Source organism: Aeromonas sp. SrichE-2G, assembly GCF_017939565.1.
GTDB classification, from domain to species: Bacteria; Pseudomonadota; Gammaproteobacteria; order Enterobacterales; family Aeromonadaceae; genus Aeromonas; species Aeromonas taiwanensis.
The window spans coordinates 217,473-240,882 of the sequence record NZ_JAGKRG010000004.1; the positions used below are offsets into that span (position 1 = coordinate 217,473).

General features: G+C 63.5%; 23 protein-coding genes. 12 read left to right on the plus strand and 11 right to left on the minus strand.

Annotated features, from left to right (window positions below; translation table 11 throughout):
* Positions 1-212 precede the first annotated feature (212 nt).
* Both J9885_RS03065 and J9885_RS03070 read right to left on the minus strand, forming a co-directional pair.
* Positions 213-3,341 (minus strand): multidrug efflux RND transporter permease subunit, encoded by a 3,129-nt coding sequence (locus tag J9885_RS03065; protein WP_210548060.1) that lies wholly within the window; start codon positions 3,339-3,341, stop codon positions 213-215.
* A gap of 14 nt (positions 3,342-3,355) precedes the next feature.
* Positions 3,356-4,513: an efflux RND transporter periplasmic adaptor subunit gene (locus tag J9885_RS03070; protein ID WP_210548061.1), complete on the minus strand. Its 1,158-nt coding sequence runs from the start codon at positions 4,511-4,513 to the stop codon at positions 3,356-3,358.
* A 155-nt stretch (positions 4,514-4,668) separates the two neighbouring features.
* On the opposite strand from J9885_RS03070, the gene J9885_RS03075 reads away from it, so the two are divergent.
* Positions 4,669-5,397, plus strand: a complete 729-nt coding sequence (locus J9885_RS03075) for a response regulator (protein WP_210548062.1) — start codon at positions 4,669-4,671, stop codon at positions 5,395-5,397.
* Positions 5,394-6,473, plus strand: coding sequence for an ATP-binding protein (locus J9885_RS03080; protein ID WP_210548063.1), 1,080 nt, complete (start codon positions 5,394-5,396; stop codon positions 6,471-6,473). Before J9885_RS03075 ends, J9885_RS03080 begins: the two co-directional genes overlap by 4 nt.
* A gap of 186 nt (positions 6,474-6,659) precedes the next feature.
* On the opposite strand, the gene J9885_RS03085 is transcribed toward J9885_RS03080, so the two are convergent.
* A complete protein-coding gene (locus J9885_RS03085) occupies positions 6,660-6,842 on the minus strand; it encodes a hypothetical protein (RefSeq protein ID WP_210548064.1) in 183 nt (60 codons plus the stop codon).
* A 120-nt stretch (positions 6,843-6,962) separates the two neighbouring features.
* Between J9885_RS03085 and J9885_RS03090 the strand changes: the two genes are divergently transcribed.
* The 7 genes from J9885_RS03090 (at position 6,963) to arsB (ending at position 13,494) form a co-directional block, all read left to right on the plus strand.
* Complete coding sequence (locus J9885_RS03090) at positions 6,963-7,331, plus strand: helix-turn-helix domain-containing protein (RefSeq protein ID WP_043758581.1); 369 nt, start codon at positions 6,963-6,965, stop codon at positions 7,329-7,331.
* A 4-nt stretch (positions 7,332-7,335) separates the two neighbouring features.
* Positions 7,336-7,707: an arsenite efflux transporter metallochaperone ArsD gene (gene arsD, locus J9885_RS03095; RefSeq protein WP_210548065.1), complete on the plus strand. Its 372-nt coding sequence runs from the start codon at positions 7,336-7,338 to the stop codon at positions 7,705-7,707.
* A 61-nt stretch (positions 7,708-7,768) separates the two neighbouring features.
* The gene (arsA, locus tag J9885_RS03100; RefSeq protein ID WP_210548066.1) at positions 7,769-9,577 is read left to right on the plus strand and encodes an arsenical pump-driving ATPase; all 1,809 of its coding nucleotides are present in this window, start codon (positions 7,769-7,771) and stop codon (positions 9,575-9,577) included.
* Between the two features lie 85 nt (positions 9,578-9,662).
* A complete protein-coding gene (locus J9885_RS03105) occupies positions 9,663-10,160 on the plus strand; it encodes a tyrosine-protein phosphatase (RefSeq protein ID WP_231557816.1) in 498 nt (165 codons plus the stop codon).
* A gap of 10 nt (positions 10,161-10,170) precedes the next feature.
* Positions 10,171-11,187 (plus strand): ArsJ-associated glyceraldehyde-3-phosphate dehydrogenase, encoded by a 1,017-nt coding sequence (locus J9885_RS03110; protein ID WP_210548067.1) that lies wholly within the window; start codon positions 10,171-10,173, stop codon positions 11,185-11,187.
* 7 nt (positions 11,188-11,194) lie between these two features.
* The gene (gene arsJ, locus J9885_RS03115; RefSeq protein WP_210548068.1) at positions 11,195-12,436 is read left to right on the plus strand and encodes an organoarsenical effux MFS transporter ArsJ; all 1,242 of its coding nucleotides are present in this window, start codon (positions 11,195-11,197) and stop codon (positions 12,434-12,436) included.
* Complete coding sequence (gene arsB / locus J9885_RS03120) at positions 12,433-13,494, plus strand: ACR3 family arsenite efflux transporter (protein ID WP_210548069.1); 1,062 nt, start codon at positions 12,433-12,435, stop codon at positions 13,492-13,494. Before arsJ ends, arsB begins: the two co-directional genes overlap by 4 nt.
* A 76-nt stretch (positions 13,495-13,570) precedes the next feature.
* Here arsB and J9885_RS03125 read toward each other — a convergent pair whose 3' ends face one another.
* Positions 13,571-14,146: a DJ-1 family glyoxalase III gene (locus J9885_RS03125; RefSeq protein ID WP_210548070.1), complete on the minus strand. Its 576-nt coding sequence runs from the start codon at positions 14,144-14,146 to the stop codon at positions 13,571-13,573.
* A 35-nt stretch (positions 14,147-14,181) separates the two neighbouring features.
* A complete protein-coding gene (locus J9885_RS03130) occupies positions 14,182-15,129 on the minus strand; it encodes a 2-dehydropantoate 2-reductase (protein ID WP_210548071.1) in 948 nt (315 codons plus the stop codon).
* 213 nt (positions 15,130-15,342) lie between these two features.
* Here J9885_RS03130 and J9885_RS03135 point away from each other — a divergent pair, with 213 nt between their 5' ends.
* Entirely contained in the window at positions 15,343-15,825 is a 483-nt protein-coding gene (locus J9885_RS03135; RefSeq protein ID WP_010673357.1) for a YajQ family cyclic di-GMP-binding protein, read from the plus strand.
* Between the two features lie 102 nt (positions 15,826-15,927).
* Here J9885_RS03135 and J9885_RS03140 read toward each other — a convergent pair whose 3' ends face one another.
* The 6 genes from J9885_RS03140 to J9885_RS03165 form a co-directional block, all read right to left on the minus strand.
* Positions 15,928-16,734 carry an outer membrane protein OmpK gene (locus J9885_RS03140; protein ID WP_043758617.1) on the minus strand — a complete coding sequence of 269 codons (807 nt, stop codon included), beginning with the start codon at positions 16,732-16,734 and terminating at the stop codon, positions 15,928-15,930.
* Between the two features lie 156 nt (positions 16,735-16,890).
* Positions 16,891-18,192 carry an MFS transporter gene (locus J9885_RS03145; RefSeq protein ID WP_246876832.1) on the minus strand — a complete coding sequence of 434 codons (1,302 nt, stop codon included), beginning with the start codon at positions 18,190-18,192 and terminating at the stop codon, positions 16,891-16,893.
* A gap of 186 nt (positions 18,193-18,378) precedes the next feature.
* The gene (locus tag J9885_RS03150) at positions 18,379-18,708 is read right to left on the minus strand and encodes a hypothetical protein (protein WP_210548073.1); all 330 of its coding nucleotides are present in this window, start codon (positions 18,706-18,708) and stop codon (positions 18,379-18,381) included.
* A gap of 112 nt (positions 18,709-18,820) precedes the next feature.
* Positions 18,821-19,372 carry a peptidylprolyl isomerase gene (locus J9885_RS03155; RefSeq protein ID WP_104451740.1) on the minus strand — a complete coding sequence of 184 codons (552 nt, stop codon included), beginning with the start codon at positions 19,370-19,372 and terminating at the stop codon, positions 18,821-18,823.
* A gap of 14 nt (positions 19,373-19,386) precedes the next feature.
* Positions 19,387-19,959, minus strand: a complete 573-nt coding sequence (locus J9885_RS03160; protein ID WP_043758626.1) for a YajG family lipoprotein — start codon at positions 19,957-19,959, stop codon at positions 19,387-19,389.
* A gap of 24 nt (positions 19,960-19,983) precedes the next feature.
* Entirely contained in the window at positions 19,984-21,117 is a 1,134-nt protein-coding gene (locus J9885_RS03165) for a methyltransferase (protein ID WP_210548074.1), read from the minus strand.
* 208 nt (positions 21,118-21,325) lie between these two features.
* Here J9885_RS03165 and J9885_RS03170 point away from each other — a divergent pair, with 208 nt between their 5' ends.
* Both J9885_RS03170 and J9885_RS03175 read left to right on the plus strand, forming a co-directional pair.
* The gene (locus tag J9885_RS03170; RefSeq protein ID WP_043758663.1) at positions 21,326-21,634 is read left to right on the plus strand and encodes a BolA/IbaG family iron-sulfur metabolism protein; all 309 of its coding nucleotides are present in this window, start codon (positions 21,326-21,328) and stop codon (positions 21,632-21,634) included.
* Positions 21,635-22,065: 431 nt separating this feature from the next.
* Entirely contained in the window at positions 22,066-23,409 is a 1,344-nt protein-coding gene (locus tag J9885_RS03175; protein ID WP_210548075.1) for a Na(+)-translocating NADH-quinone reductase subunit A, read from the plus strand.
* Position 23,410: the final 1 nt, after the last annotated feature.

Sequence of the window (23,410 nt, forward strand, 5' to 3'; positions counted from 1 at the left end):
TTGATTGAGGTGGGCTTTTTCGTATTCGCGAGTCACATGCAGGTGTCATTGAGTGACAACCTGAGCGGGGCTCTCCCACCCACCTGTTCCTTCAATGGCCGCCACCACAGCACCCGTGATGACACTGGAAGTACCCGTCAGACCGAGGGCTGAGAGCCACTCCCTGCAGCCCCCAGCCGGCATTGCCGAGCGCCAGACATCAGGGGGCAACATCATGACGCTCCCCGCTGCGTGGCTCGTCTGGCCCGCCAGACTTGCAGGCGCTCCTGCGCCCCGATGATGAAGACAAAAAAGACCGGCACGAAGAAGATGGCCAGCAGGGTGCCGCTGATCATGCCGCCGAACACGCCGGTGCCGATGGCATGCTGGGTCTCCGCGCTGGCGCCGCTGGCAAGCATCAGCGGCACCACGCCGAGGGTGAAGGCGAGCGACGTCATCAGGATGGGGCGCAGACGCAGGCGTGCGGCGGTCACCGCGGCATCAAGCAGCGTGCGTCCTTCGCCGTGCAACTGGCGCGCAAATTCCACGATGAGGATGGCGTTCTTGGCCGACAGCCCGATGATGGTGATCATGCCCACCTTGAAGAAGACGTCGTTGGGCATGCCGCGCAACATCACCGCCGCCACGGCGCCGAGCAGGCCCAGGGGGATCACCAGCATCACGGAGAGCGGGATGGACCAGCTCTCGTAGAGCGCGGCCAGCACTAGGAAGACCACCAGCGCCGACAGCAGCATCAGCAGGGGGGCTTGCGCCGCCGACTGGCGCTCCTGCAACGATTGGCCCGTCCAGGCCAGGGCAAATCCCGGCGGCAGCTGTGCCATCAGTCGCTCCATCTGTGCCATGGCGGCGCCGCTGGAAACCCCGGGGGCGGCGCTCCCGGAGAGACGCACGGCGGGGAAGCCCTCGAAGCGCATCATCTGTTGCGGCGACTGGCGCCAGGTCGGCGTCACCACCTCCCGCAGGGGCACCATGCCGCCGCTGGCATTGCGCACCCGCAGACCGAGCACGTCATCAAGCTGCATGCGCGCCTTGGCATCGGCCTGCAGGATGACCTGTTGCATGTGCCCGCCGTTAGGGAAGTCGTTGATGTAGAGCGACCCCATCGCCGCCGACAGGGTGCTGCTCACGCTGGTGAACGAGAGTCCCATGGCCTCGGCCTTCTGCCGGTTGATCTCGAGGTGAATGCTCTCGCCGGGGGGCAGGCTGTCCGGATAGACATCGCTCACCACCTCGCTTTGGGCGGCCAGTGCCAGCAGTTGCGCCTGGGCGGCCAGCAGCGCGGCTTCCCCCTGATTGGCCCTGTCTTGCAGGAAGAGCGTGAAACCCGAAGAGGTGCCCAGTTCGTCGATGGCGGGCGGCAGCAGGCTCATCACTGTGCCTTCCTTGCTGTTGGCCATGGCGGCTTGTGCCAGCTCTGCCTCTTCGGCAGCCGTGGCACCATGACGCTGGTCCCAGTCTTTGAGCATGGTGAAGGCCATGGCCGCATTGGGGCCGGCGCCGGAGAAGCTGAAGCCCTGCACCACCAGGTTGGTGTCGAGCGCCTTGCGAGAAGCCACATGGGCCTCGAACTCCTTGATGACGGCCAGGGTGCGCTCGCTGGTGGCGCCGGTCGGCAGCTGGATGGAGGTCATGAAGTAGCCCTGATCCTCGTCCGGCAGGAAAGAGGAGGGTAGCTGGGCGGCGGCGATGGCCAGCACGGCACAGAGGGCAAGGAAGGCCGCCATCATGCGTCCGCTGCGCCCGACCAGCCGGGTGACCCGAACGCCGTAGCCCACCGTGAGGCGCTCGATGCCCCGGTTGAAGGCACCGAAAAAGCCGCGCTTCTCATGATGACTCGGGCTGACCGGACGCAGCAAGGTGGCGCAGAGCGCAGGCGTCAGGGTCAGGGCGAGGAAGGCGGAAATCAGGATCGACACCGCCATCGACAGGGTGAACTGCTGGTAGATGACCCCCACGGAGCCGCTGCCGAATGCCATGGGAATGAACACCGCCGTGAGCACCAGGGTGATGCCGATCACCGCCCCGGTAATCTCCTTCATGGCCCGCGATGTCGCCTCTCGGGGCGAGAGCCCCTGGGTGGCCATCAGGCGCTCGACGTTCTCCACCACCACGATGGCGTCGTCGACGATGATGCCGATGGCCAGCACCATGCCGAACATGGTCAGGGAGTTGATGGAAAAGCCGGCCAGTAGCATCACCGCGAAGGTGCCAAGCAGCGCGATGGGGGCGACGATGGCCGGGATCAGGGTGTAGCGCAGGTTCTGCAGGAAGAGAAACATCACCAGGAACACCAGCACCATGGCTTCCAGCAGGGTGTGGATCACCTTGTCGATGGAGACCTTGACGAAGGGGGCCGAGTCGAACGGGATCGAGTAGGCCATGCCCGCCGGCAGGGTGGGAGCGAGCTGGGCGAGACGGGTGCGCACCGCATCGGCGGTGCGCACGGCGTTGGCACCCGGGGAGAGCTGGATGGCGGCGCTGGTGGCGGCCACCCCGTTCTCGCGGTTGGCAAAGGCGTAGGATTGCGCCCCCAGCTCGACCCGGGCGACATCACCCAGCACCAGCTTGGCGCCATCGGCACCTGCCCGCAGCACTATGGCGGCGAACGCCTCTGGGGTCGTCAGCTGCCCTTGAACCGTAAGGGGCACCGTCACACGCTGCCCCGGCAGGGCGGGTTCATCGCCGAGGCGTCCCGGTGCAATCTGCACGTTTTGCTGCTCGATGGCCTGCGCCACCTCGCTGATGGTCAGCCCGTAGGCGGCGAGCTTGCCCGGATCCACCCAGATGCGCATGGCCTGTTCGGCGCCGAACAACTGCACCCGTCCCACCCCCTCGATGCGGCGCAGCTCCTGGACGATATTGCGCGCCATGTAGTCGTTCAGCGCAATTTCGTCGAAGCGGCCATCCGGCGAGGTCATGCCGACCATCATCAGAAAACCCGAAGAGGCGGACTCCACCTGCAGGCCGTTTTGCCGCACCGCCTGTGGCAGGCGAGGCTCGACCCCCTTGATGCGGTTTTGCACGTCCATCTGGGCCAGCTCGGGGTCGGTGCCCGGCTTGAAGGTGGCGGTGATCTGCGCGCTGCCCGAGGCGTCCACCGACGACTCGAAGTAGAGCAGGTTCTTGACCCCCGACAGCTCGCGCTCGATCAGGCTCACCACCGCATCGTTCAGGGTCTGTGGCGTGGCGCCCGGATAGGTGGCATAGAGGGTCACCGACACCGGCGCCACCGAGGGATAGCGGGAGATGGGCAACTTGGGGATGGCGATGACCCCCGCCAGCACGATGAAGAGGGCGATCACCCAGGCAAACACCGGGCGATGAATGAAAAACTGCGGCATGAAATGTCTCCGATTCAGCGGGTGTGGGTGCCGGCTTGCTGGCCGGCAACAAGGGGCTGCCAGGGGTGGGCAATAACCTGAACACCCGGGGTCAGGCGGTCTATCCCTTCGATCACCACCCGTTGTCCGGCGCTGAGCCCGGACGCGATGCGGTACTGGCGCTCCACCAGCTCACCGGTTGTGACAGCTATCTGTTGTGCCTGCCCATTGGCATCCAGCACCCACACGCTGGTTTGGCCCGATGTGCGCACCACGGCTTGCTGGGGCACGCTCAGAGCGTTGGCATAGCGGGCACGGGGAATGCGTGCCTGTACGTAGAGGCCGGGCAAGAGCCGCCGCTCCGGGTTGTCCACCAGCACCCGCAGCAGCACGTCGCCGGTCCCGGCATCCACCTCGATGCCGGAGAAGAGGATGTGCCCCTGCATGCCGAGCGGCTTGCCGTCGCTGCCGAGGATCTCCACCGTCAGTTCAGGTGCCGTCGAACCAGCCTGCTGGCGCAGGGTGTCCAGTACCGAGGCAGGTTGACGCACATCGACGTAGACCTGATCGATCTGCTGGATCCTGGCCATGGGGGTGGCATCGGTGGGGGACACCAGGGCCCCTTCGCTCACCAGCGCCTGATCGATGCGTCCGGCGATGGGAGCCTCCACGCTGGCAAATTGCAGGTTCAGCTGGTGCCGGGCCAGGGCCGCCCTGGCCTGAGCCACGTCGGCGGCAGCCTGATCCCGCTGGGAGACGGCGTCATCATAGGTCTGGCGGCTGATGGCCTCGGTGCGCAGCAGCGGCACCAGGCGGTCAATCTGGATGCGCGCGCGGGCCAGCACGGCCTCGGCCCGCTGCAATGCCGCGGCGGCGCTGTCGACATCCGCCTTGAAGGGGGCCGGGTTTATCTGGAACAGCACTGTGCCTGCGCCGATTTCGGCGCCCTGCTCGAACAGGCGGCGCTGCACGATGCCGCTTATCTGGGCGCGAATTTCGGCGCTGCGCACCGCGGCCACCCGGGCGGGCAGATCCTCGCTGATGACCAGGTCCTGTCCTGCCAGCGTCATCACCGACACCTGAGGAAGGGCCGGCGCGTCTTGCGCTTGCGGCGCCCCATCGCAACCGGCCAACCCGAATACGGCAATGACGGCGAGCAGAGCGCCCGCATACCGCTGTCTGACAAACATCATACTCACCTCGTTAAACCGTCTCCCCGGCATGGTGTTGCCGCGAGAGCACATCGAGCGGGCATTATGGAGAGGGGCTATTGCGAATGATTCGAGGCTTTGTGGAGAATCCATGGAGGCGGTGATAAAGTTCAAACCCACCATTTTCGAGGCCGACCATGTCGTATCTTCCTGCCTCCGCCAGCCCGGCGGCCCAGTCACTGGTACTGATTGCAGAGGATGAAGCCGAGATCGCCGACATCCTCGCCGCTTACCTGCAACGCCAAGGCTTGCGTACCCTGCATGCCGCCGATGGCCGCGCAGCCCTGGCCATGCACCAGACATGCAAACCCGATCTCCTGCTGCTGGATGTGCAGATGCCGCAGCTCGACGGCTGGCAGGTGCTCAGCGAGATCCGGGCCCGTGGCGACACGCCGGTGATCATGCTGACCGCCCTGGATCAGGACCTCGACAAGCTGATGGGGCTGCGCATGGGGGCGGATGACTATGTGGTCAAACCCTTCAATCCGGCTGAAGTGGTGGCCCGGGTACAGGCAGTGCTCAGACGCAGCCAGGCAGCAAAACAGGCCACGGCCCGGGTGTTGCGGGTCGGCCCCTTCGAGATCGATCTGGAGAGCCACGAGGCCAGCCTTTGCCGCGATGACGGGCAACTGGTGCTGGATCTGACCCTGACCGAGTTCAAGTTGCTCGCCTCCCTGATGCGGGCGCCGAAACGGGTGTTCAGCCGCGCCGAACTGCTGACCCACTGCCTGCCGGAGGGGGATACCCAGGAGCGCACGGTGGACAGCCACATCAGCAAGCTGCGCAAGAAGCTGGAGGCGCACGGCATCCAGGGGGTGCCCGCCAGTGTCTGGGGCGTAGGCTATCGCTTCGGGGGCGATGCATGACATCGGCCCCCGGCCTGCGCAGGCAGATCATCCGCTCCCTGGGGCTGATGGCGCTCGGCATCATCTCCCTCGCGGTGATCGGCACCTATGTGTTCTACGCCATTGCCGTGACCTATGTGCCTGGCAGCATCTCCGAGAGCTGGATACCCTCCAGGGTCGAGATGATCTGGATTGGCTCGACCATTCTGATTGCATTGGGGGTGGCGCTGTACGTGGCGGTGCGCCTCTCTCGGCGCATCCTGACCCCGCTCAATTCGGTGGCGAACAGCCTGCGCGAGGTGGCAGAGGGCAAACTCGATGCGCGCGTGCCGCTGGATGAGCAGGCGATCGGGGAGACGGCGCAACTGGTGCGCGACTTCAACACCATGGCCGAACGGCTGCAGAGCATGACCCGGGAGCGGGAGTTCTGGAATGCCGCCATCGCCCACGAATTGCGCACCCCGGTGACCGTCTTGCGCGGCCGCTTGCAGGGGCTGGCCGAAGGGGTATTTCCGCCAGAGCGTGCGCTCTTTGAAGGCTTGCTGCGTCAGGTGGAGGGATTGACCCACCTGATCGAAGACTTGCGGGTGCTTAGTCTCAACGACAGCGGCCACCTGGAGTTGCAACGAGAGGAGAGCAGGTTGGCAGACGAGCTTGCCGTGGTGCTCGAGGCGTTTGCCGCCTCTCTGGCCGCGAGCGGTTTCCCCCTCAAGGGGGAGCTCGATACCGAACTCCTTGTTTGTTGCGATGCACTTCGCATCCGTCAGGCCCTGATGGCGCTGCTGGAGAATGCCCAGAAGCACGCGGTGCCTGGCCTGCTGACCGTGCGCCTGCATCGCTCGGGCGCCCAGTGCGTCCTGAGCGTGGAAGACGAGGGGCCCGGCATCAGCGAGGAGGTCGCCGCCCATATCTTCGAGGCGTTTCGCCGAGGAGATCCGTCACGTTCGCGCAAGAGCGGCGGCAGCGGGCTCGGACTCGCCGTGGTCAAGGCCATTGCCGAGGCCCACGGCGGCAGCGTCACCTGCCAACCCGGTGAGCGGGGCGGCACCACCTTCCTGCTTTCCTGGCCCCTCCAGCTACCTGGCGGCAAGCCATGACTCCGGTCACCGCATCGGTTGAACGGGGATGGGCCGATTCGGGACGCACGAGCTGCGTGGATGGATAGTGTATCTGGCTTGCCTGGATGGGCTGCTATCTCACTGATTCCTTATTGTTTTTTTCGCTTCGATTGCCCCGTCCTCTGCGCCAGTATCTTCCCTCTCCCACAGGGGGCGCTGCCTGCCTCAGACCAGGGCGGCAAACACACCCTGAGTCAGGTAGCCCGGATGGCCACTCCCCCATCGACTCTGAGTCATCACATCGCTGCGCAGGTTTGCGTCGGGCTGGTCACGCAGAATCGGGAAGGCTGCGCGCTCCTGTGCGTCTCTCAATACGATGTGCTTGAGCAGGTCATCGCGTTTCTCCATGAGGAGTGCTGTGTGCGTGACAAGAAGGGGTGAGGGCATGGAGGATGGGCCGCTGTCACCTTGATCATTTCAATAATACTTGTATAGTTGAATCATAGCGTGAGTGAAGGGGGAAGCTGCATGAACAAAGAGATCGCCACCAAGGTATTCGAGTCCCTCTCATCCGGCATTCGCCTCGATGTGTGGCGCTTGCTGGTCAAAGCCGGGCTGGAGGGACAGGTGGCCGGGCAGCTGGCCAGCGAACTCGACATCGCCCCCAATACCCTCTCGTTCCACCTGAAGGCCATGCTGCACGCCGGGCTGCTGTCGGTGGAGCAGGAGGGGCGCTTCCTGCGCTATCGCGCGAACATTCCCCTGATGCTGGACCTCATCGGTTATCTCACCGAGGAGTGTTGTGCCGGGCATCCGGAAGCCTGCGGGGTGATGAGGGCCGAGTCCGGCTGCTCGCCCCATGTACTGCCTGCGCAGCCATGCTGCAACAAGGAGTAATGCCATGTCCGTCATCCAGATATTCGATCCGGCACTGTGCTGCGCCAGCGGCGTGTGCGGTGCCGAGGTAGATCAGACCTTGGTGAGTGTTGCCGCCGACCTGGCCTGGGCCAGGGAGCAGGGCGCCGCCATCGAGCGCTTCAACCTGGCCCAGCAGCCCATGGAGTTTGCCGAGACGCCGGCGGTCAGCGCCTTCCTGACGCATGCGGGAGAAGAGGGGCTGCCCCTGGTGCTGGTGGATGGCCAGGTGGTGCTCACCGGCCGCTACCCCAGCCGGGCAGAGCTGGCCCGCTACGCCGGCCTGCCCGCGCCGCAGAGCGCCATCAAGGGGATCGTCAAGAGCGGATGCTGCACCGGCAGCAACGGTTGCTGTTAAGGGGGAGTGCCGCACAGGCATTCCGGATGGTGGTTGTGTCGTTTGTCGTGAGGAGTCCATGATGTCCCCGTTGATGCATTACTCGTTTCTGACGGATGCCCCCCCGTTTCTCTTCTTCACCGGCAAGGGCGGGGTGGGTAAGACCTCCCTCGCCTGTGCGACCGCGGTTGCCCTGTGTGACAACGGCAAGCGGGTGCTGCTGGTGAGCACGGATCCGGCCTCCAACATCGGCCAGGTGTTCGATGCCGAGATCGGCAACCGGATCACCCGGCTTCCTCTCGTCGACGGCTTGTCGGCCCTGGAGATCGACCCGCAAGCCGCCGCCAGGGCCTACCGGGAGCGGATCGTCGGCCCGGTGCGCGGCAAACTGCCCCAGAGCGTGGTGCGCAGCATAGAGGAGCAGCTCTCCGGTGCCTGCACCACGGAGATCGCCGCCTTTGACGAGTTCACCGCCCTGCTGACCGACGATAACCTGGTGGGGCAATACGACCACATTGTCTTCGACACGGCCCCCACGGGGCACACCATCCGTCTGCTGCAACTGCCGGGGGCCTGGAGCGAGTTTCTGGAGCAGGGCAAGGGGGATGCCTCCTGCCTTGGGCCGCTGGCGGGGCTGGAGAAGCAGCGCAGCCAGTACGCACACGCCGTCGCCGCCCTGTCGGACGGGCAGAAGACCCGGCTGATCCTGGTGGCCCGGGCGCAGGCCTCCACCCTGCGGGAGGTGGCGCGTACCCACGACGAGCTGGCGGCCATCGGCCTTGCCAACCAGCAGCTGGTCATCAATGGCATCTTCCCGCAAGAGGAGCGGGTGGATGACCCCCTGGCCACCGCCGTCTGGCAGCGAGAGCAGCAGGCCATGGCACAGATGCCGGCGCTGCTGACCGGGCTGCCCCAAGACAGGGTACCGCTGCTCGCGACCAACCTGGTCGGGGTGGATAGCCTGCGCCAGCTGCTCGGTGGCGTGCCCGAGAGCAGGCCCGAAGAGGGGGATGACGCCGTCGGGGCAGCGCCGTCCCGGCACCCCGGGTTGCAGCAACTGGTGGATGAGCTGGCCGCCGACGGCCACGGGCTCATCATGCTGATGGGCAAGGGGGGCGTCGGCAAGACCACCCTGGCGGCCGCGGTGGCGGTGGAGCTCGCGAGCCGGGGGCTGCCCGTGCATCTCACCACGTCCGATCCCGCCGCCCATCTGGGGGAAACCCTGGCAGACGCGCTGCCCAGCCTGGCGGTGAGCCGCATCGACCCCCGCGCCGAGACCGAGCGTTACCGTGCCCAGGTGCTGGCCACCAAGGGGGCGAGCCTGGATGCCCAGGGCCGGGCCCTGCTGGAGGAGGATCTGCGCTCCCCCTGCACCGAAGAGATCGCCGTGTTTCAGGCCTTCTCGCGGATCATTCGCGAGGCCGGCAGGCGTTTCGTGGTGATGGACACGGCGCCGACCGGCCATACCCTGCTGCTGCTCGATGCGACCGGGGCCTACCACAGGGAGATCGCCCGGCAGATGGGCAGCAAGGGGATGCACTTCACCACCCCCATGATGCAGCTGCAAGACCCGAAACAGACCAAGGTGATGATCGTCACCCTGCCCGAACCCACCCCGGTGCAGGAGGCGGCCAACCTGCAGGCGGACCTGCGCCGTGCCGGCATCGAGCCCTGGGCCTGGGTCGTGAACCACATGCTCTCCCCGGTCGGCGTGCGCTCCCCCATGCTGCGCCGGCGTGCCCGTCACCAGCAGCCATATATCGCGGCGGTGAAGGGGGAGCATGCCCGGCGCTATGCCGTGGTGCCCCTGCTGGCGGTCGAGCCGGTCGGGGCCCGGGAGCTGCACGCCTTATGCCATCCCGTCCACCCGGAGGAGATGGCTGTCGGGTGACATCCAGGGGCCTTTCGGGGCTCTTGCGCACCCACCGTTTTTCATCAATATGACGTTTCAACGAGCCACGGAGTCGCCGTTTATCATGCACCCTTTCGACACACTGAACCTGGATAATGGCGCCCGCCTTATCTTCACTCCCTGCCCAGGCACCAAGGAGGCTTCCTTGCAAGCCTCCCTCAAGACCCTGCAAGCCGCCGGGGCTGATGCGGTAGTCACCCTGATGCCGAGTGCCGAGCTGGCACAGTTCCAGGCCGATGCCATGCCCGCCGAGTGCGCTGCCCTGGGGCTGGCCTGGTTCCATCTGCCGGTGGAGGACGACTGCGCCCCCGAGGCGCCCTTCAGTCAGGCCTTTGCCAGTCACAAGGCAGATCTGCTGGCACGGCTTGCCGCAGGCCAGACCCTGGCGATCCATTGCCGCGGCGGCTCGGGCCGTACCGGGCTGATGGCGGCCATCCTGCTGCTGGAGGCGGGCTATGCCCCCGCTGTGGTCAAGGGGATGGTGCAGGGGCTGCGTCCCAAGGCACTGACCCTGACCCCGCATGTTAACTACCTCAACAGTCACTATTCATTCGCCGGTTAAGGAAAACAGCATGACCATCAAAGTAGGTATCAACGGCTTTGGCCGCATGGGCCGCCTCTCGTTTCGCGCCGCCTTCGACTGGGAAGACGTGGAGTTCGTGCGCATCAATGACCCAGCCGGGGATGCGGCCGCCCTGGCACACCTCATCACCTTCGATTCGGTCCATGGCCGCTGGCATCATGAAGCCAGCAGCGAGGGGGACGAGATGGTGATCGGTAACCATCGCATCCTCTGCACTCGCAACAAGGAGATAGGCCAGACCGACTGGTCCGGCTGTGACGTGGTGATCGAGGCCTCCGGCAAGATGAAGACCAAGGCCCTGCTTGACGCTTATCTGGCGCAGGGGGTGAAGCGGGTCGTGGTCACGGCACCGGTCAAGGAGGAGGGGGTCCTCAACGTCGTCATGGGGGTCAACCATCACCTCTACGACAAGGCCCTGCACCCCATAGTGACCGCAGCCTCCTGCACCACCAACTGCCTGGCACCCGTGGTCAAGGTGATCCACGAGCAGCTCGGCATCAGGCACGGATCCATGACCACCATCCACGACATCACCAACACCCAGACCATCCTGGATGCCCCCCACGCCGACCTGCGCCGTGCCAGGGCCTGCGGCCTGAGCCTGATCCCCACCACCACGGGGTCCGCCACCGCCATCACCCACATCTTCCCCGAGCTCAAGGGCAAGTTGAACGGCCATGCGGTGCGGGTGCCCCTCGCCAACGCCTCCCTCACCGACTGCGTGTTCGAGGTGAGTCGCCCGACCACGGAGGCCGAGGTCAACGGCCTGCTCAAGGGGGCGGCCATGAACGAGCTCAAGGGGATCATGGGCTATGAAGAGCGTCCCCTGGTCTCGGTGGATTACCGGACGGATCCGCGCTCCTGCACCATAGATGCCCTCTCCACCATGGTGATCAATGAGACACAGGTGAAGATCTACGCCTGGTATGACAACGAGTGGGGCTATGCCAACCGCACCGCCGAGCTGATGCGCATGGTGGGGCAGATGGACAAGGCGCAAGGATAATCCGGCCATGGCAGCGACCCGCCTCTCCCCCGAGATCCGCCAGTATCTGCTGGTGACCGGCAACTACTGGGCCTTCACCCTGACCGATGGCGCCCTGCGCATGCTGGTGGTGCTCTACTTCCACGGCCTGGGTTACAGCCCGCTGGCCATCGCGACCCTGTTTCTCTTCTACGAGATCTTCGGGGTCGTGACCAATCTGGTGGGGGGCTGGCTTGGGGCTCGCCTCGGGCTCAACCGCACCATGAACATCGGGCTGGCCTTGCAGGTGGTGGCGCTCGCCATGTTGCTGGTGCCGTCGGTTTGGCTGACGGTTCCCTGGGTGATGGCGGCCCAGGCACTCTCGGGGATCGCCAAGGATCTCAACAAGATGAGTGCCAAGAGCGCCATCAAGTTGCTGGTGCCGGGGGAGGCACAGGGGCAGCTCTACCAGTGGGTGGCGCTCCTGACGGGCTCGAAGAATGCCCTGAAAGGGATGGGCTTCTTCCTCGGGGGGGCCCTGCTGACCCTGCTCGGGTTCCAGGGGGCCGTGCTGGCCATGGCCCTGGCCCTGGCGCTGGTGTGGTGCGTCAGCATGCTCACCCTGACGCGGGAGCTCGGCAAGGCCAGGAACAAGCCCAAGTTCAGGGAGATCTTCTCCAAGAGCCGCGCCATCAACACCCTGTCGGCGGCCCGTCTGTTCCTGTTCGGCGCCCGGGACGTCTGGTTCGTGGTGGCGCTGCCCGTCTACCTCGCCTCCAGCTTTGGCTGGGATCACTGGTTTGTGGGGGGCTTCCTCGCGCTCTGGATCATCGCCTATGGCGTGGTGCAGACCCAGGCGCCGCGCTTTACCGGCAAGCGGACGGGGCGGGTGCCCGACGGCAAGGCGGCCATGGGCTGGGCGCTGTCGCTGGCCCTGATCCCGGCCCTGATTGCCCTGGCGCTCCACCACGGGGTGCATCCTGCCTTCACGCTGGTGGGGGGGCTGATGGTGTTCGGCGCCCTGTTCGCCATCAACTCCTCCCTGCACAGCTACCTCATCGTCAGCTACGCCGGCGCTGACGGTGTATCGCTCGATGTGGGCTTCTACTACATGGCCAATGCCCTGGGGCGCCTGCTCGGCACCCTGCTCTCCGGGCTGGTGTTCCAGCTGTATGGCCTCGAGGCCTGCCTCTGGATCTCCACCCTCTTCATCCTGCTGGCGGCGCTGATCTCCCTCGGACTGCCCCGCCATCAGCCCCCCGTTTCATCCCTTCACGGAGACGCCCGATGAATACCGCCCCCTGCGGCGACCTGCCCGTCAGCAAAAAAATGAGTTTTCTCGATCGCAACCTTACACTCTGGATCTTCGTCGCCATGGCCCTGGGGGTGGGGATTGGCTACCTCTTCCCCCAGGTCGCCCGGTGGAACGAGGCCATGTCGGTCGGCACCACCAACATACCGCTCGCCATCGGCCTCATCCTGATGATGTACCCGCCGCTCGCCAAGGTGAACTACGGCACCATGGGCGCCATGACCCGGGATCGCCGCGCCATCACCCTGTCGCTGGTGATGAACTGGCTGGTGGGCCCCATCCTGATGTTCGTGATTGCCCTGGTGTTCCTCCATGACGAGCCGGGCTACATGGTGGGCCTTATCCTGATCGGTCTCGCCCGCTGCATCGCCATGGTGCTGGTGTGGAACGATCTCGGCGGCGGCAGCAAGGAGTACGGGGCTGGCCTGGTGGCGCTCAACAGCGCCTTCCAGATCCTCACCTACAGCTTCATGGCCTGGCTCTTCATCACTGTCCTGCCGCCCCTGTTCGGCCTGCAGGGCTTCGCGGTGGAGATCACCATGCTGGACATCGCGAAGAGCGTGTTCATCTATCTGGGGATCCCCTTCCTTGCGGGCTTCCTGAGCCGCAAATACCTGGTCAGGGCGAAGGGGGAGCAGTGGTATCGCGAGCGCTTCATCCCGGCGATCTCCCCCATCACCCTGATCGCCCTGCTGGCCACCATAGTGCTGATGTTCAGCCTCAAGGGGGAGATGATCGTCGAGCTGCCGATGGACGTGCTGCGGGTGGCGGTGCCGCTGGTGGTCTACTTCGTGCTGATGTTCTTTGCCAGCTTCCTGATCGGCAAGCGGCTCGGCATCCCTTACGACAAGAACGCCTCCATCGCCTTTACCGCCACAGGCAACAACTTCGAGCTGGCTATCGCGGTCGCCATCGCCGTGTTCGGCCTGAGTTCGGATCAGGCCTTCGCCGGCGTCATCGGCCCGCTGGTGGAGGTGCCCGTGCTGATCGCCCTGGTCAATGTCGCCCTGCGCATGCAGCGCCAGTACGGCAGTTGAGGGACAAGGTTGATAGCAGAGCCCCCTTGCCAGTGGCAAGGGGGCTCTGTCGTTCCAAGGGGAATGCCTGATGCGGTTATGGCGATACCGAAGGGGGGAGAACCATGGGGCCTGCGACCGCGCGGGCGGCCTCGTCACCTCGTAGTACCCGTACTATCTCGAGAGCGAACTCGATGGCGGTACCCGGGCCCTGACTGGTGATCAGGCGATGAGCTTCATCGGTCACCACCCGGGCCGTGCTCAGCTGCGCCGCGGGCAGGCGGGCCTGAAAGCCCGGATGGCAGGTGGCGCTGGCATCCCCCAGCAAGCCGTGATGGTGCAGCACCACGGCGGGGGCGGCGCAGATGGCGGCGCGCCAGCGGCCGAGCTGGGCTTGCTCCCGCAGCAGGTCGATGGCGAGAGGGGTGTCGCGGATCACTTCGCTGCCGGGCAGACCGCCCGGCACGACCATGGCCTCGAAATCGCGGCGGGTCAGCTCATCGAGATGGCAATCTGCGACCAGTTGTACACCCCGGGAGGCGCGGATCTGGCGTGCTCCCGTAGGGCAGCAGGAGGCCAGCACCACGTCGATGCTACCGCGTACCAGGGTGTCGACGATGGCGACCGTCTCTATCTCTTCCGACCCGGGGGCCACCAATACCAGTACGCTCATGGCTCGCTCCTCGACCGCAGGCCGGTCGGCCAGGGTCACTGTTTCTCTTTGATGGCCTGATAGAGGCCCTGGTTGACCGGCACCGCGATGCCATGCGCCGCGGCCCTGCCGAGCAGGAAGCCGGTGATGGCCTCGATCTCGGTCTCACGACCCTGCTCCATGTCCTGATACATGGAAGAGTAATTGTCGGCGGTGAGCTCCACCACCATCATGACGCGGCGCAGCAGCTCGTCGCTGGCGGTCGGCTGGCCTTCGGCCTGCATCACATCCGCCACCTCCACGCAGATCTGCTGCAGGACGTCGGCAAAACGCGGGCCCGTCAGCTCGCCATTGCGGAGTTTGTAGAGGGCGGTGAGCGGGTTGATGGCGCAGTTCACGGCGAGCTTCTGCCATTGGCGGGTCAGGATCTGCTCATCCCAGCCAGCCTGGCCGAGGGCACTGGCGAGCTCGTCCGCCAGATAGGCGTGCGCCTTGGCCGCCTCGTTGACAGGGCCGAGCCAGGTTTCGCCCTTGCCGGTGTGGCGGAACACGAAGTGGCCGCTCTGCATGGCGCCGTGGCTGGTGACGCCGGCGATCACCGGGTTGTGGGGGAAGAGCGTGACCACCTGTTCGGCGATGCCCATGCCGTTGTGCAGCAACACTATTGGTACTCCTGCTGCCAGCTGACCCACCAGGGGGGCCAGGGCCGATACCACCTGCCCTGCCTTGGTCATCACCAGCAGGCGCTTGATGCTGCCTGGATTGTCGATGAAGCCGCGTTCGATGGCGAGGAGCTGGGTGTGACCGTCGAGGGAGGTGAAGTCGATACCGGGGTGCAGGGTGGCGCGATGCCGTTCGCGCAGCAGGACGCGGGTCGGCTGGCCGCTCTGGGTCAGCAGGGAGGCAAAGACGCCGCCCAGAGCACCGCAGCCCAGCAGGGTCCACTCGGGAGAGACAGGGTGACGGTGTGTTTTCAGGTTGTTGTCGCGTAATCCGCTTGGCATGGAGAGGCTCGATCAAGGTAAGGGCTGCAATCCGGTCAACCGCCTACCGGGATAAGGGAAGAGGTCGCTTGGTGGACACTAACGGGTCTCACCATTCCTGTGCGCAGGGGATTCTAGCAGAGCAATCCTATCGAAATCAGCAAATTTGCCCGTTTTCTGGTAGATTTGCCCACCGATAAGTACAACCTGAAGTACAGCATGAGGAGCCCGGCTATGCCGTCATTCGATATTGTCTCTGAAGTCAAAATGAACGAGGTGTTGAACGCCGTCGATAACGCCAATCGTGAACTGGCGACCCGTTTCGATTTTCGTGGCGTGGAAGCCAGCTTCGAATTGAACAAGGAAGAGGTGAAACTGGAGGCTGACGCGGATTTCCAGCTCAAGCAGATGGTCGAGATCCTGCGCGGCGCCCTGCTCAAGCGCCAGATCGAAAACAGCTCCATGGACGTGGGTGACAGCGTTCACTCCGGCAAGCGTTTCCACCTGACCGTGAAGTTCAAGCAAGGGATCGACAAGGAAGTCGCCAAGAAGCTGGTGAAGCTGATCAAGGATTCCAAGATCAAGGTGCAGGCTGCCATCCAGGGCGACGAGGTGCGGGTCACCGGCAAGAAGCGCGACGATCTGCAGGAGACCATGGCTCTGGTGCGTGGCGCCGAGCTGGGCCAGCCGATGCAGTTCCAGAACTTCCGCGACTGATTTGGGCGGGGAGGGCGAGTCTCTCCCCTTGTTCCTGTATCAGGCCATAAAAAAACCGGAGCCATGGCTCCGGTTTTTTGTGTCCGTCGACGACAGGTTCGATTAGAACTTGTAGGTCACGGAGAAGTAGTGGCCGAAACCAGTGGTCTTCAGACCGTAGGAACCGTTCTGGATGCCGTAGATGTCGTTGAAGTACTTCAGACCGTAACCGACGGCGTAGCGGTCGGAGTGCCAGTACAGGCCGTTGAACATGGCGGTACCGTCGGTGGAAGTGTCCTTGGCATCAAACAGGTGATCCAGGTAACCCTGATAGGCTACGAAGCTGCCGTTGGAGAAGGTGTAGAAAGGCTTGAACCAGTTCATGGAGAACTGATAGCCGTTCCAGCCCTGCTCGCCACCGCCTTCGTTGACGTGACGTGCATACAGGTTCATGCCAACTTTGCCGAACCAGGGCACTTGTACGTCGGCACCAAGACCGGTCATGGCTTCAAACAGACCATCCGGACCACCTACGTTGACCAGGTTGGCGATGTAGACTTCCTGGATCGGACCGAAGGAGAGATCTTTGCCGGTCATGGCATCGATGGAGATACGCGGTGCGAACTTGATGAACAGGTTGTCTTGGTTGTGCTTGTCGTCGTGACGGTTCTGGAAGATGTCGAAGACGTCGACGTAACCGTACAGATCGAAGATACCGGAACGGCCACCAAACTCCATTTCGAAGTAGGTATCGTTGTAACCACCTTCAGACTCGCTGTAGGGCAGCTGGTCGATGGTGTGCATCACGTTGAACTGGAACCACTTGTAGTCGTTCTTGTGGATGTCGCCGCTGTAATCGGCAGCAAAGGCCGGAGTGGCGGAGGCAGCCAGCAGACCGGCAGCGATCAGAGTCTTGGTAAATTTGGCCATTTTATTGGTCTCTTGTGCGTTAGTTGAGGTTTTCCGTAGCCTGCCCACAAGGAGCGGGAGGGATTCTAGCCAAATAAATTCAACGGATAAACAAGCACCAGGGAACTTTGTCAGGATTTGTGAATCTAATCACCCCCAAAAATTAGCAAACGCTTGCTATTTGCTCGTTTGTGGTGACAAACCACTGTTTCGTTTGGCGACAATGATGATCAAAATCATCACCGGTACGCCGAGCAGGCTGGTGCCGATGAAGAAGCGGCTGTAGCCGACAAGCTCGACCACCTGACCGGAAAACCCCGCCAGCAACTTGGGCAGCAACAGCATGATGGAGCTGAACAACGCGTACTGGGTGGCCGAGAAGGCCACGTTGGTCAGGCTCGACAGATAGGTCACAAACGCAGCCGTGGCGATGCCGGCGCTGAGGTTGTCCAGGGAGATGATAATGGTCAGCAGCTCCAGATCGTGACCCACCTCGTTGAGCAGGGCGAACAGCAGGTTGGTGCTGGCGGTCAGCACGGCGCCGAGAAACAGGATGCGCAAGGTGCCAAAGCGCATCACCAGCACCCCCCCGAGCGCCGCCCCCACCAGCGTCATGATGACGCCGTACACCTTGGTGATGGTGGCCACCTCCGTCTTGCTGAATTGCAGGTCCACGTAGAAGCTGTTGGACATCACCCCCATCACCACGTCCGAGATGCGATAGCAGGCGATGAGCCCGAGGATCAGCAGGGCCGAGGTCCCGTAGCGGCGGAAGAAGTCGGCAAACGGGCACCAGATGGCCTCGTAGGTCCAGGCACCGAGCCCGGCCAGGGAGGATGACCAGCCCCGCGCTATCAGCTGCGCCTTGCGCTCCGCTTGCTGTTCATTCTGGGCGGCAATGTCGATGACGGGCTCGTGACAGAACAGGGTGGTGATGACGCCGAGGGACATCAGGCCCCCCATCAAGAGATAGGTGAGCTGCCAGCCGCGGTAGTCATAGCCGCTGTTGCTGCCAAGCCAGGCGGCCAGCGCCAGCGCCCCCGCCCCGGCCATGATCATGGCGAGTCGGTACCCGGTCATGTAGGAGGCGGCCATGGCCGCCTGCAACCGCTCTGGCGCAGACTCGATACGGTAGGCGTCGATGACGATGTCCTGGGTGGCGGAGGCGAAAGCCACCAGTAGGGCGAACAGGGCCAGCTGGGCGAGCTGGGTCTTGGGATCGCAATAGGCCATGCCGACCAGGGAGAGGGCGATCAACACCTGGGAGAGCAGCATCCAGCTGCGCCGCCGTCCCAGCAGCCGGGAGAGCAGGGGCAGGGGCAGTCGATCCACCAGGGGTGACCACAGCCATTTGAAGCCATATGCCAGCGCCACCCAGCTCATGTAGCCGATGTCGGTCAGGCTGACATCCGCCTCGCGCAGCCAGAACGAGAGGGTGCCGAAGACCAGCAGCAGCGGCAGACCGGAGGAGAACCCCATGGCAAACAGGATGAGCACCCGCGCTTCGAGATAGACGGCGAGGGCATCTCGCCAGCGGGTGGCGCGACCTGGGGTGTGGCTGGGCGGGCGGAGGTTGTTCAACTGCCTGACTCCTCAGAGAAAAGGGGGTCATTTTGTCAGGTTCGGGAGGCATAGCCAAGGCAAGCCGAGCGGGACCGGCAGGATTCAGGGGCGTGAACCGATGCAGTGACCCGGGCAGGGTCCCTCGGCGGTGAGGAAGTTGGCGCAGGCCATCAGCTGCAGGCGCAGCCAGGTGTCGCAGACGAGTTGCTGCTCATCCCACAGATGCAGGCTGTGCAGCAGGTGCCAGAACACCCCTTCTCGCTCGTTGGCGGGGGTCTTGTCCATGGGGATGACGGGGAGGGCCTGCCAGTGGGAGAGCAGTTGCCAGCTCAAATCTTCCAGCTGGTGATAGGGGATTTCCCGTGCCAGGAAATGACGAACCGCCTGGGCCAGCGGGCCGGCGTGTTGGGCTATGTAATCGTGACAGGTCACCGGCTCCTCCTCGCTCTGCTTTTGTGTCCCGCAATCATCGGGCAAGGGCAGAGTATAGAAAAGGAGGGCGGTGACCCGTTCAGGGGGGCGGCGGAATGTGATCCGGCCCGCGTTATTTGTCCGCTAGCAACACCACCTTCTTCAGGATGATGGGGCTGGTGGGGACGTCGTTGGCGCGCAGGATGGAGCTGTAGCCGGTCTGTACCTGAGCCAGCTTGTCCAGCACCTCCATGCCCTTCACGACCTGGCCGAACACGGTGTAACCGGCGCCGGCATTGGCGTTGAGGTTGTCGTTGTCCACCAGGTTGAAATAGAACTGGCGGGTGGCGCTGTCGACCGCCTGGGTGCGTGCCATGGCGATGGTACCGCGCTTGTTGGGCAGGCCACCCCGGGATTCATTGACCACGGGATCGAAGGTCGGCAGCGGCTGGAACTGCTGGTTGTAGCCTCCACCCTGCACCACGAAGTTCTGGATCACCCGGTGGAACAGGCTGCCGTCATAGCTGCCGTCCGCCACGTAGCGCAGGAAGTTCTTCACCGTCTGGGGCGCCTGCTTGGATGCCAGCTCCACGACGATGGTGCCATGATTGGTCTCCATCTGGACTTTGGGGCCGGCGAAAGCCAGGGGGGCGATCAGGGTGGCCAGTAGCCAGAGTTTCTTCATCGGTATCTCCTCGCTCAGCTCGGTTGGCCTTTGAGATAGCCGCGCAGTGCGGTATCCGCCATGATCTGTTGCAGCACGCTGCCGAGCTGCTGGTTCAGGGTCGACTCGAGGTCGGCCATGCTCGGCTCACCCGGCTCTTCCTTGCTGGAAGACATGTTGAACTGCTTGGTCAGCTTGCTGCCCTGGAAGTCGGCGATCACCTGCAGGCTGACGCGGGACTTGGTGACATAGGTAAAGGTCTTCTCTTCCACGGTGACGGCGGCAGTGGTGATGGCCAGCGTCAGGTTGGTGGTGCCGCTGTTGCCTACTTCCAGGCCCTGGCTGCGCAGACCCTCGGCGAGCTTCTCCGCCAGCAGGTTGTTGAGGGGCTGGCTGCTGTTGACCAGCACAGGGGCCTTCTCTTTCTTCTTGATGGAGAAGACATAGGCGGCTTCACGATTGTCCACCCCTTCCATGGTGATGCGGTTGCCAGAGTAGTACTGCTGGTTGGAGGGGATGACCTGCGGGTTGATCAGTGCGCTCTCCGGCCAGTGAGTGGCACAACCACCCAGCACCAGGGCTGCCAGCAGCAAGAGTGACTTTTTCATCATGGGTTTCCTTTAGCTTTGTCTTTAGCGTTTGATGGCTTTCAAAATAACGAATTTGCTGTTCGACGCAACGACTTGTGCGTTGCCAAACAGGCGCTTGAGTTTGTTGTGATAGTCCAGATGACGGTTGCCTACTATCCAGAGTTCCCCCCCTTGAGGCAATACCCGGTGCGCATCGCTGAACATCTGCCAGGCGATGTGATCGGTGATCGCCTGCAGCTGGTGGAAGGGGGGGTTGCAGAGGATCCTGTCCGCTGCTCCGGCGGGCACGTCGTCGAGACAGTTGTTGACCAGGAAGCGGGCCCGGGGCAGGGCATCCGGCAGGTTGTGCTCGACGTTGAGGCGGGCCGAGGCCACCGCCATGTGGGATTCGTCGATGAAGGTCACCTCCACCTCGCTGTCCCGCGCCAGCAGGGAGAGCCCCAGCACGCCGTTGCCGCAGCCCAGATCGATCACCTTGCGGGCGCTGTGGATCGGCAGGTTGTCCAGCATGAAGCGGGCACCGATATCCAGGCTGGTGCGCGAAAACACGTTGGCGTGGTTGTGGATCTGCATGGTGGTGCCTTCCAGCGGCCAGACGGTCGGGAAGGGGTTGGCCAGCGTGGGCCGTTCGGCCGCGGGCGTGCAGTGAATGAGGCGTGCCTTTTTCCAGGCGAGCGAGGTGCGGGTCTCCCCCAGATACTTCTCGAACAGCTTGAGGGTGGAGGTGTGGATGTCCTTGGCCTTGCCGGCGGCCAGCACCCGGGTGGCCGGGGTGACCACCTGGCGCAGGGCCAGCAGCTGCTGTTCCAGCAGCGCCTGATACTTGGAGACCTTGATCACCACCAGGGCGGGCGCGTCTGGCAGGGGCGCCAGGGCATCCTGCAGGGTGACAGTCCCGCTGTCCAGGCCGTTCTCCGCCAGGTTGGCCAGGGTGGCCCGTTCGCTGATGTGGGAGTCGGTCACGCAGACGGGAGAGTGGTCGTAGAGGTAGGCCGCCAGGGCGCCGAAGCCGTCGTTCATGATGATGACGGGGCCGTCCTGCTCGAGGGGATGCTCGGCCAACTGGTTGATCAGATACTCGTCCGCCGCGTCCCAGGCCTGCAAGGGATCCTGGCTCTGCCGCGGGTAACGGTACAGGGTCAGGCGGCAGTGGGCCATGTCGAGCAGGGTTTGCATAATAAAGAAGTCCAAGGTGTTGCTGAATGGATGACGACCGCCCGCGCCATGTTGTCCGGCGGGCAGGAAAGTGGCGCTATTCTAGCGGCGGCGGAGAAATTCACCAGCCCGCAGCGAAGAGGCTGGCCATTTCCCGTCCCCCTGATGCATCCGGTACGCAACCCTGGCTACAATGGCGGGACATTCGAGAGGAGTCTTCACCGTGAGCATGCAACAACAGATAGAGGCCAAGCTGGCCGCTGCCCTCGCCCCCACCCATCTGGAGGTGATCAACGAAAGCTACATGCACAGGGTGGCCCCGGGCTCCGAGAGCCACTTCAAGGTCGTGGTGGTGAGCCAGGCGTTCGAGGGCCAGCGCCTGCTGGGCCGTCATCGTCAGGTCAACGGGGTGCTGGCGGAAGAGCTGGCGGGGGCCATCCATGCGCTGGCGCTGCATACCTATACAGAAGCCGAGTGGCAGGCCCGGGAAGAGGCCCCCAAGACGCCGGGGTGTGTCAGCAAATCCCCCTTCGCCTGAGCCCGCCACCGGGCGGTTGTGCGCGAGGCTAACGATTTTGTCACGAGCATGCCGCCCTCTTGCCTGGCTGTTTCAGCGGGGTCAAAGGCGTGGTTGGATTATTTTTTCTAATCCATGCTCGCGGCAAGTTTGATTACCCACATTTGGGTATTAAAACAAAAAATCCTTTAAAACCACGGTGTGCAAGGGCGTGGGCGAAATATTCAGTGAGGGTTAATTTTGTGATAGGACGGGGATTTTCCCCATTTGGCGTGGCGGCAAACTTGCCTAAGGTGGTAAACTCAGGCGCTTTTGAATGATCCTGTATGTTGCTGATTTGTTTATTTCTTCGACAGTGATTCGCGATGTTGACGGGCTCATTCAACAACTCGTCGTGATGTATTTCTCGGCGCTAACCAACCTGTCTTCCCTTAACGGTAGTGCAAGTGAGTATGATTACAATTAAAAGAGGACTGGACATCCCCGTGCTGGGTGCTCCGGAGCAAGTAATCTACGATGGCCCGGCCATCACCCGTGTTGCTACACTCGGCGAAGAGTTCGTGGGGATGCGTCCTACTATGTTTGTCAAAGTAGGTGATCGCGTCATTAAAGGTCAGGAGCTCTTCGAAGATAAGAAGAATCCCGGCGTTAAATTCACGGCCCCCGCCACCGGTGTGGTATCTGAGATCAACCGTGGTGCCAAGCGCATTCTGCAATCCGTTGTCATCGACATCGATGGGTCCGACGAGCAGGTGACCTTCGAGCACTTTGCCTCCGCCGAGCTGGCCAAGCTCGAGCGCAGCAAGGTGCAGGAGATCCTGGTCGCATCAGGCCAATGGACCGCACTGCGCACCCGCCCGTTCAGCAAGGTGCCGGCCGTGGGTTCCACCCCGCGCGCCATCTTCGTCACCGCCATGGACACCAACCCGCTGGCCGCCAGTGCGGAGCTGATCATCAAGGAACAGGCCCAGGCCTTCCTCGACGGTCTGGCCGTGCTGACCCGCCTGACCGATGGCACCGTCTACGTCTGCAAGGGCGAAGGCAGCCTGCCGCACGCCTCCCTGGCCCAGGTCAAGGAAGAGGTGTTTGTCGGTCCGCATCCTGCCGGTCTGCCGGGCACCCATATCCACTTCCTGGATCCGGTCGGTGCCAACAAGGTGCAGTGGCACATCAACTATCAGGACGTGATCGCCTACGGCAAGCTGTTCACCACTGGCCAGATCTTCACCGACAAGGTGATCTCCCTGGCCGGCCCGAACGTGATCAAGCCGCGCCTGCTGCGCACCCGCATGGGCGCCTGCCTCAGCCAGTTGACCAACAACGAGCTGCGCGCGGACGAGAACCGCATCATCTCCGGTTCCCTGCTGAGCGGTGCCAAGGCTGACGGTGTTCACGACTACCTGGGTCGCTTCCACAATCAGGTGAGCGTGCTGGGCGAAGGTCGCGAGAAAGAGTTCATGGGCTGGGTCAAACCCAGTGCCAACAAGTTCTCCATCACCCGTACCACCCTCTCTCATCTGATGAAGGGCAAACTCATCAACTTCACTACCACCACCAACGGTAGTGATCGCTCCATGGTGCCTATCGGTAACTATGAGCGCGTGATGCCGCTCGACATCCTGCCGACCCTGCTGCTGCGGGATCTGATCTCCGGCGACACCGACAGCGCGCAGGCGCTCGGCTGCCTGGAGCTGGATGAGGAAGATTTGGCGCTCTGTACCTTCGTCTGCCCCGGCAAGACAGAGTACGGCCCCGTCTTGCGTGAGTGCCTGACCAAGATCGAACTGGAAGGTTAAG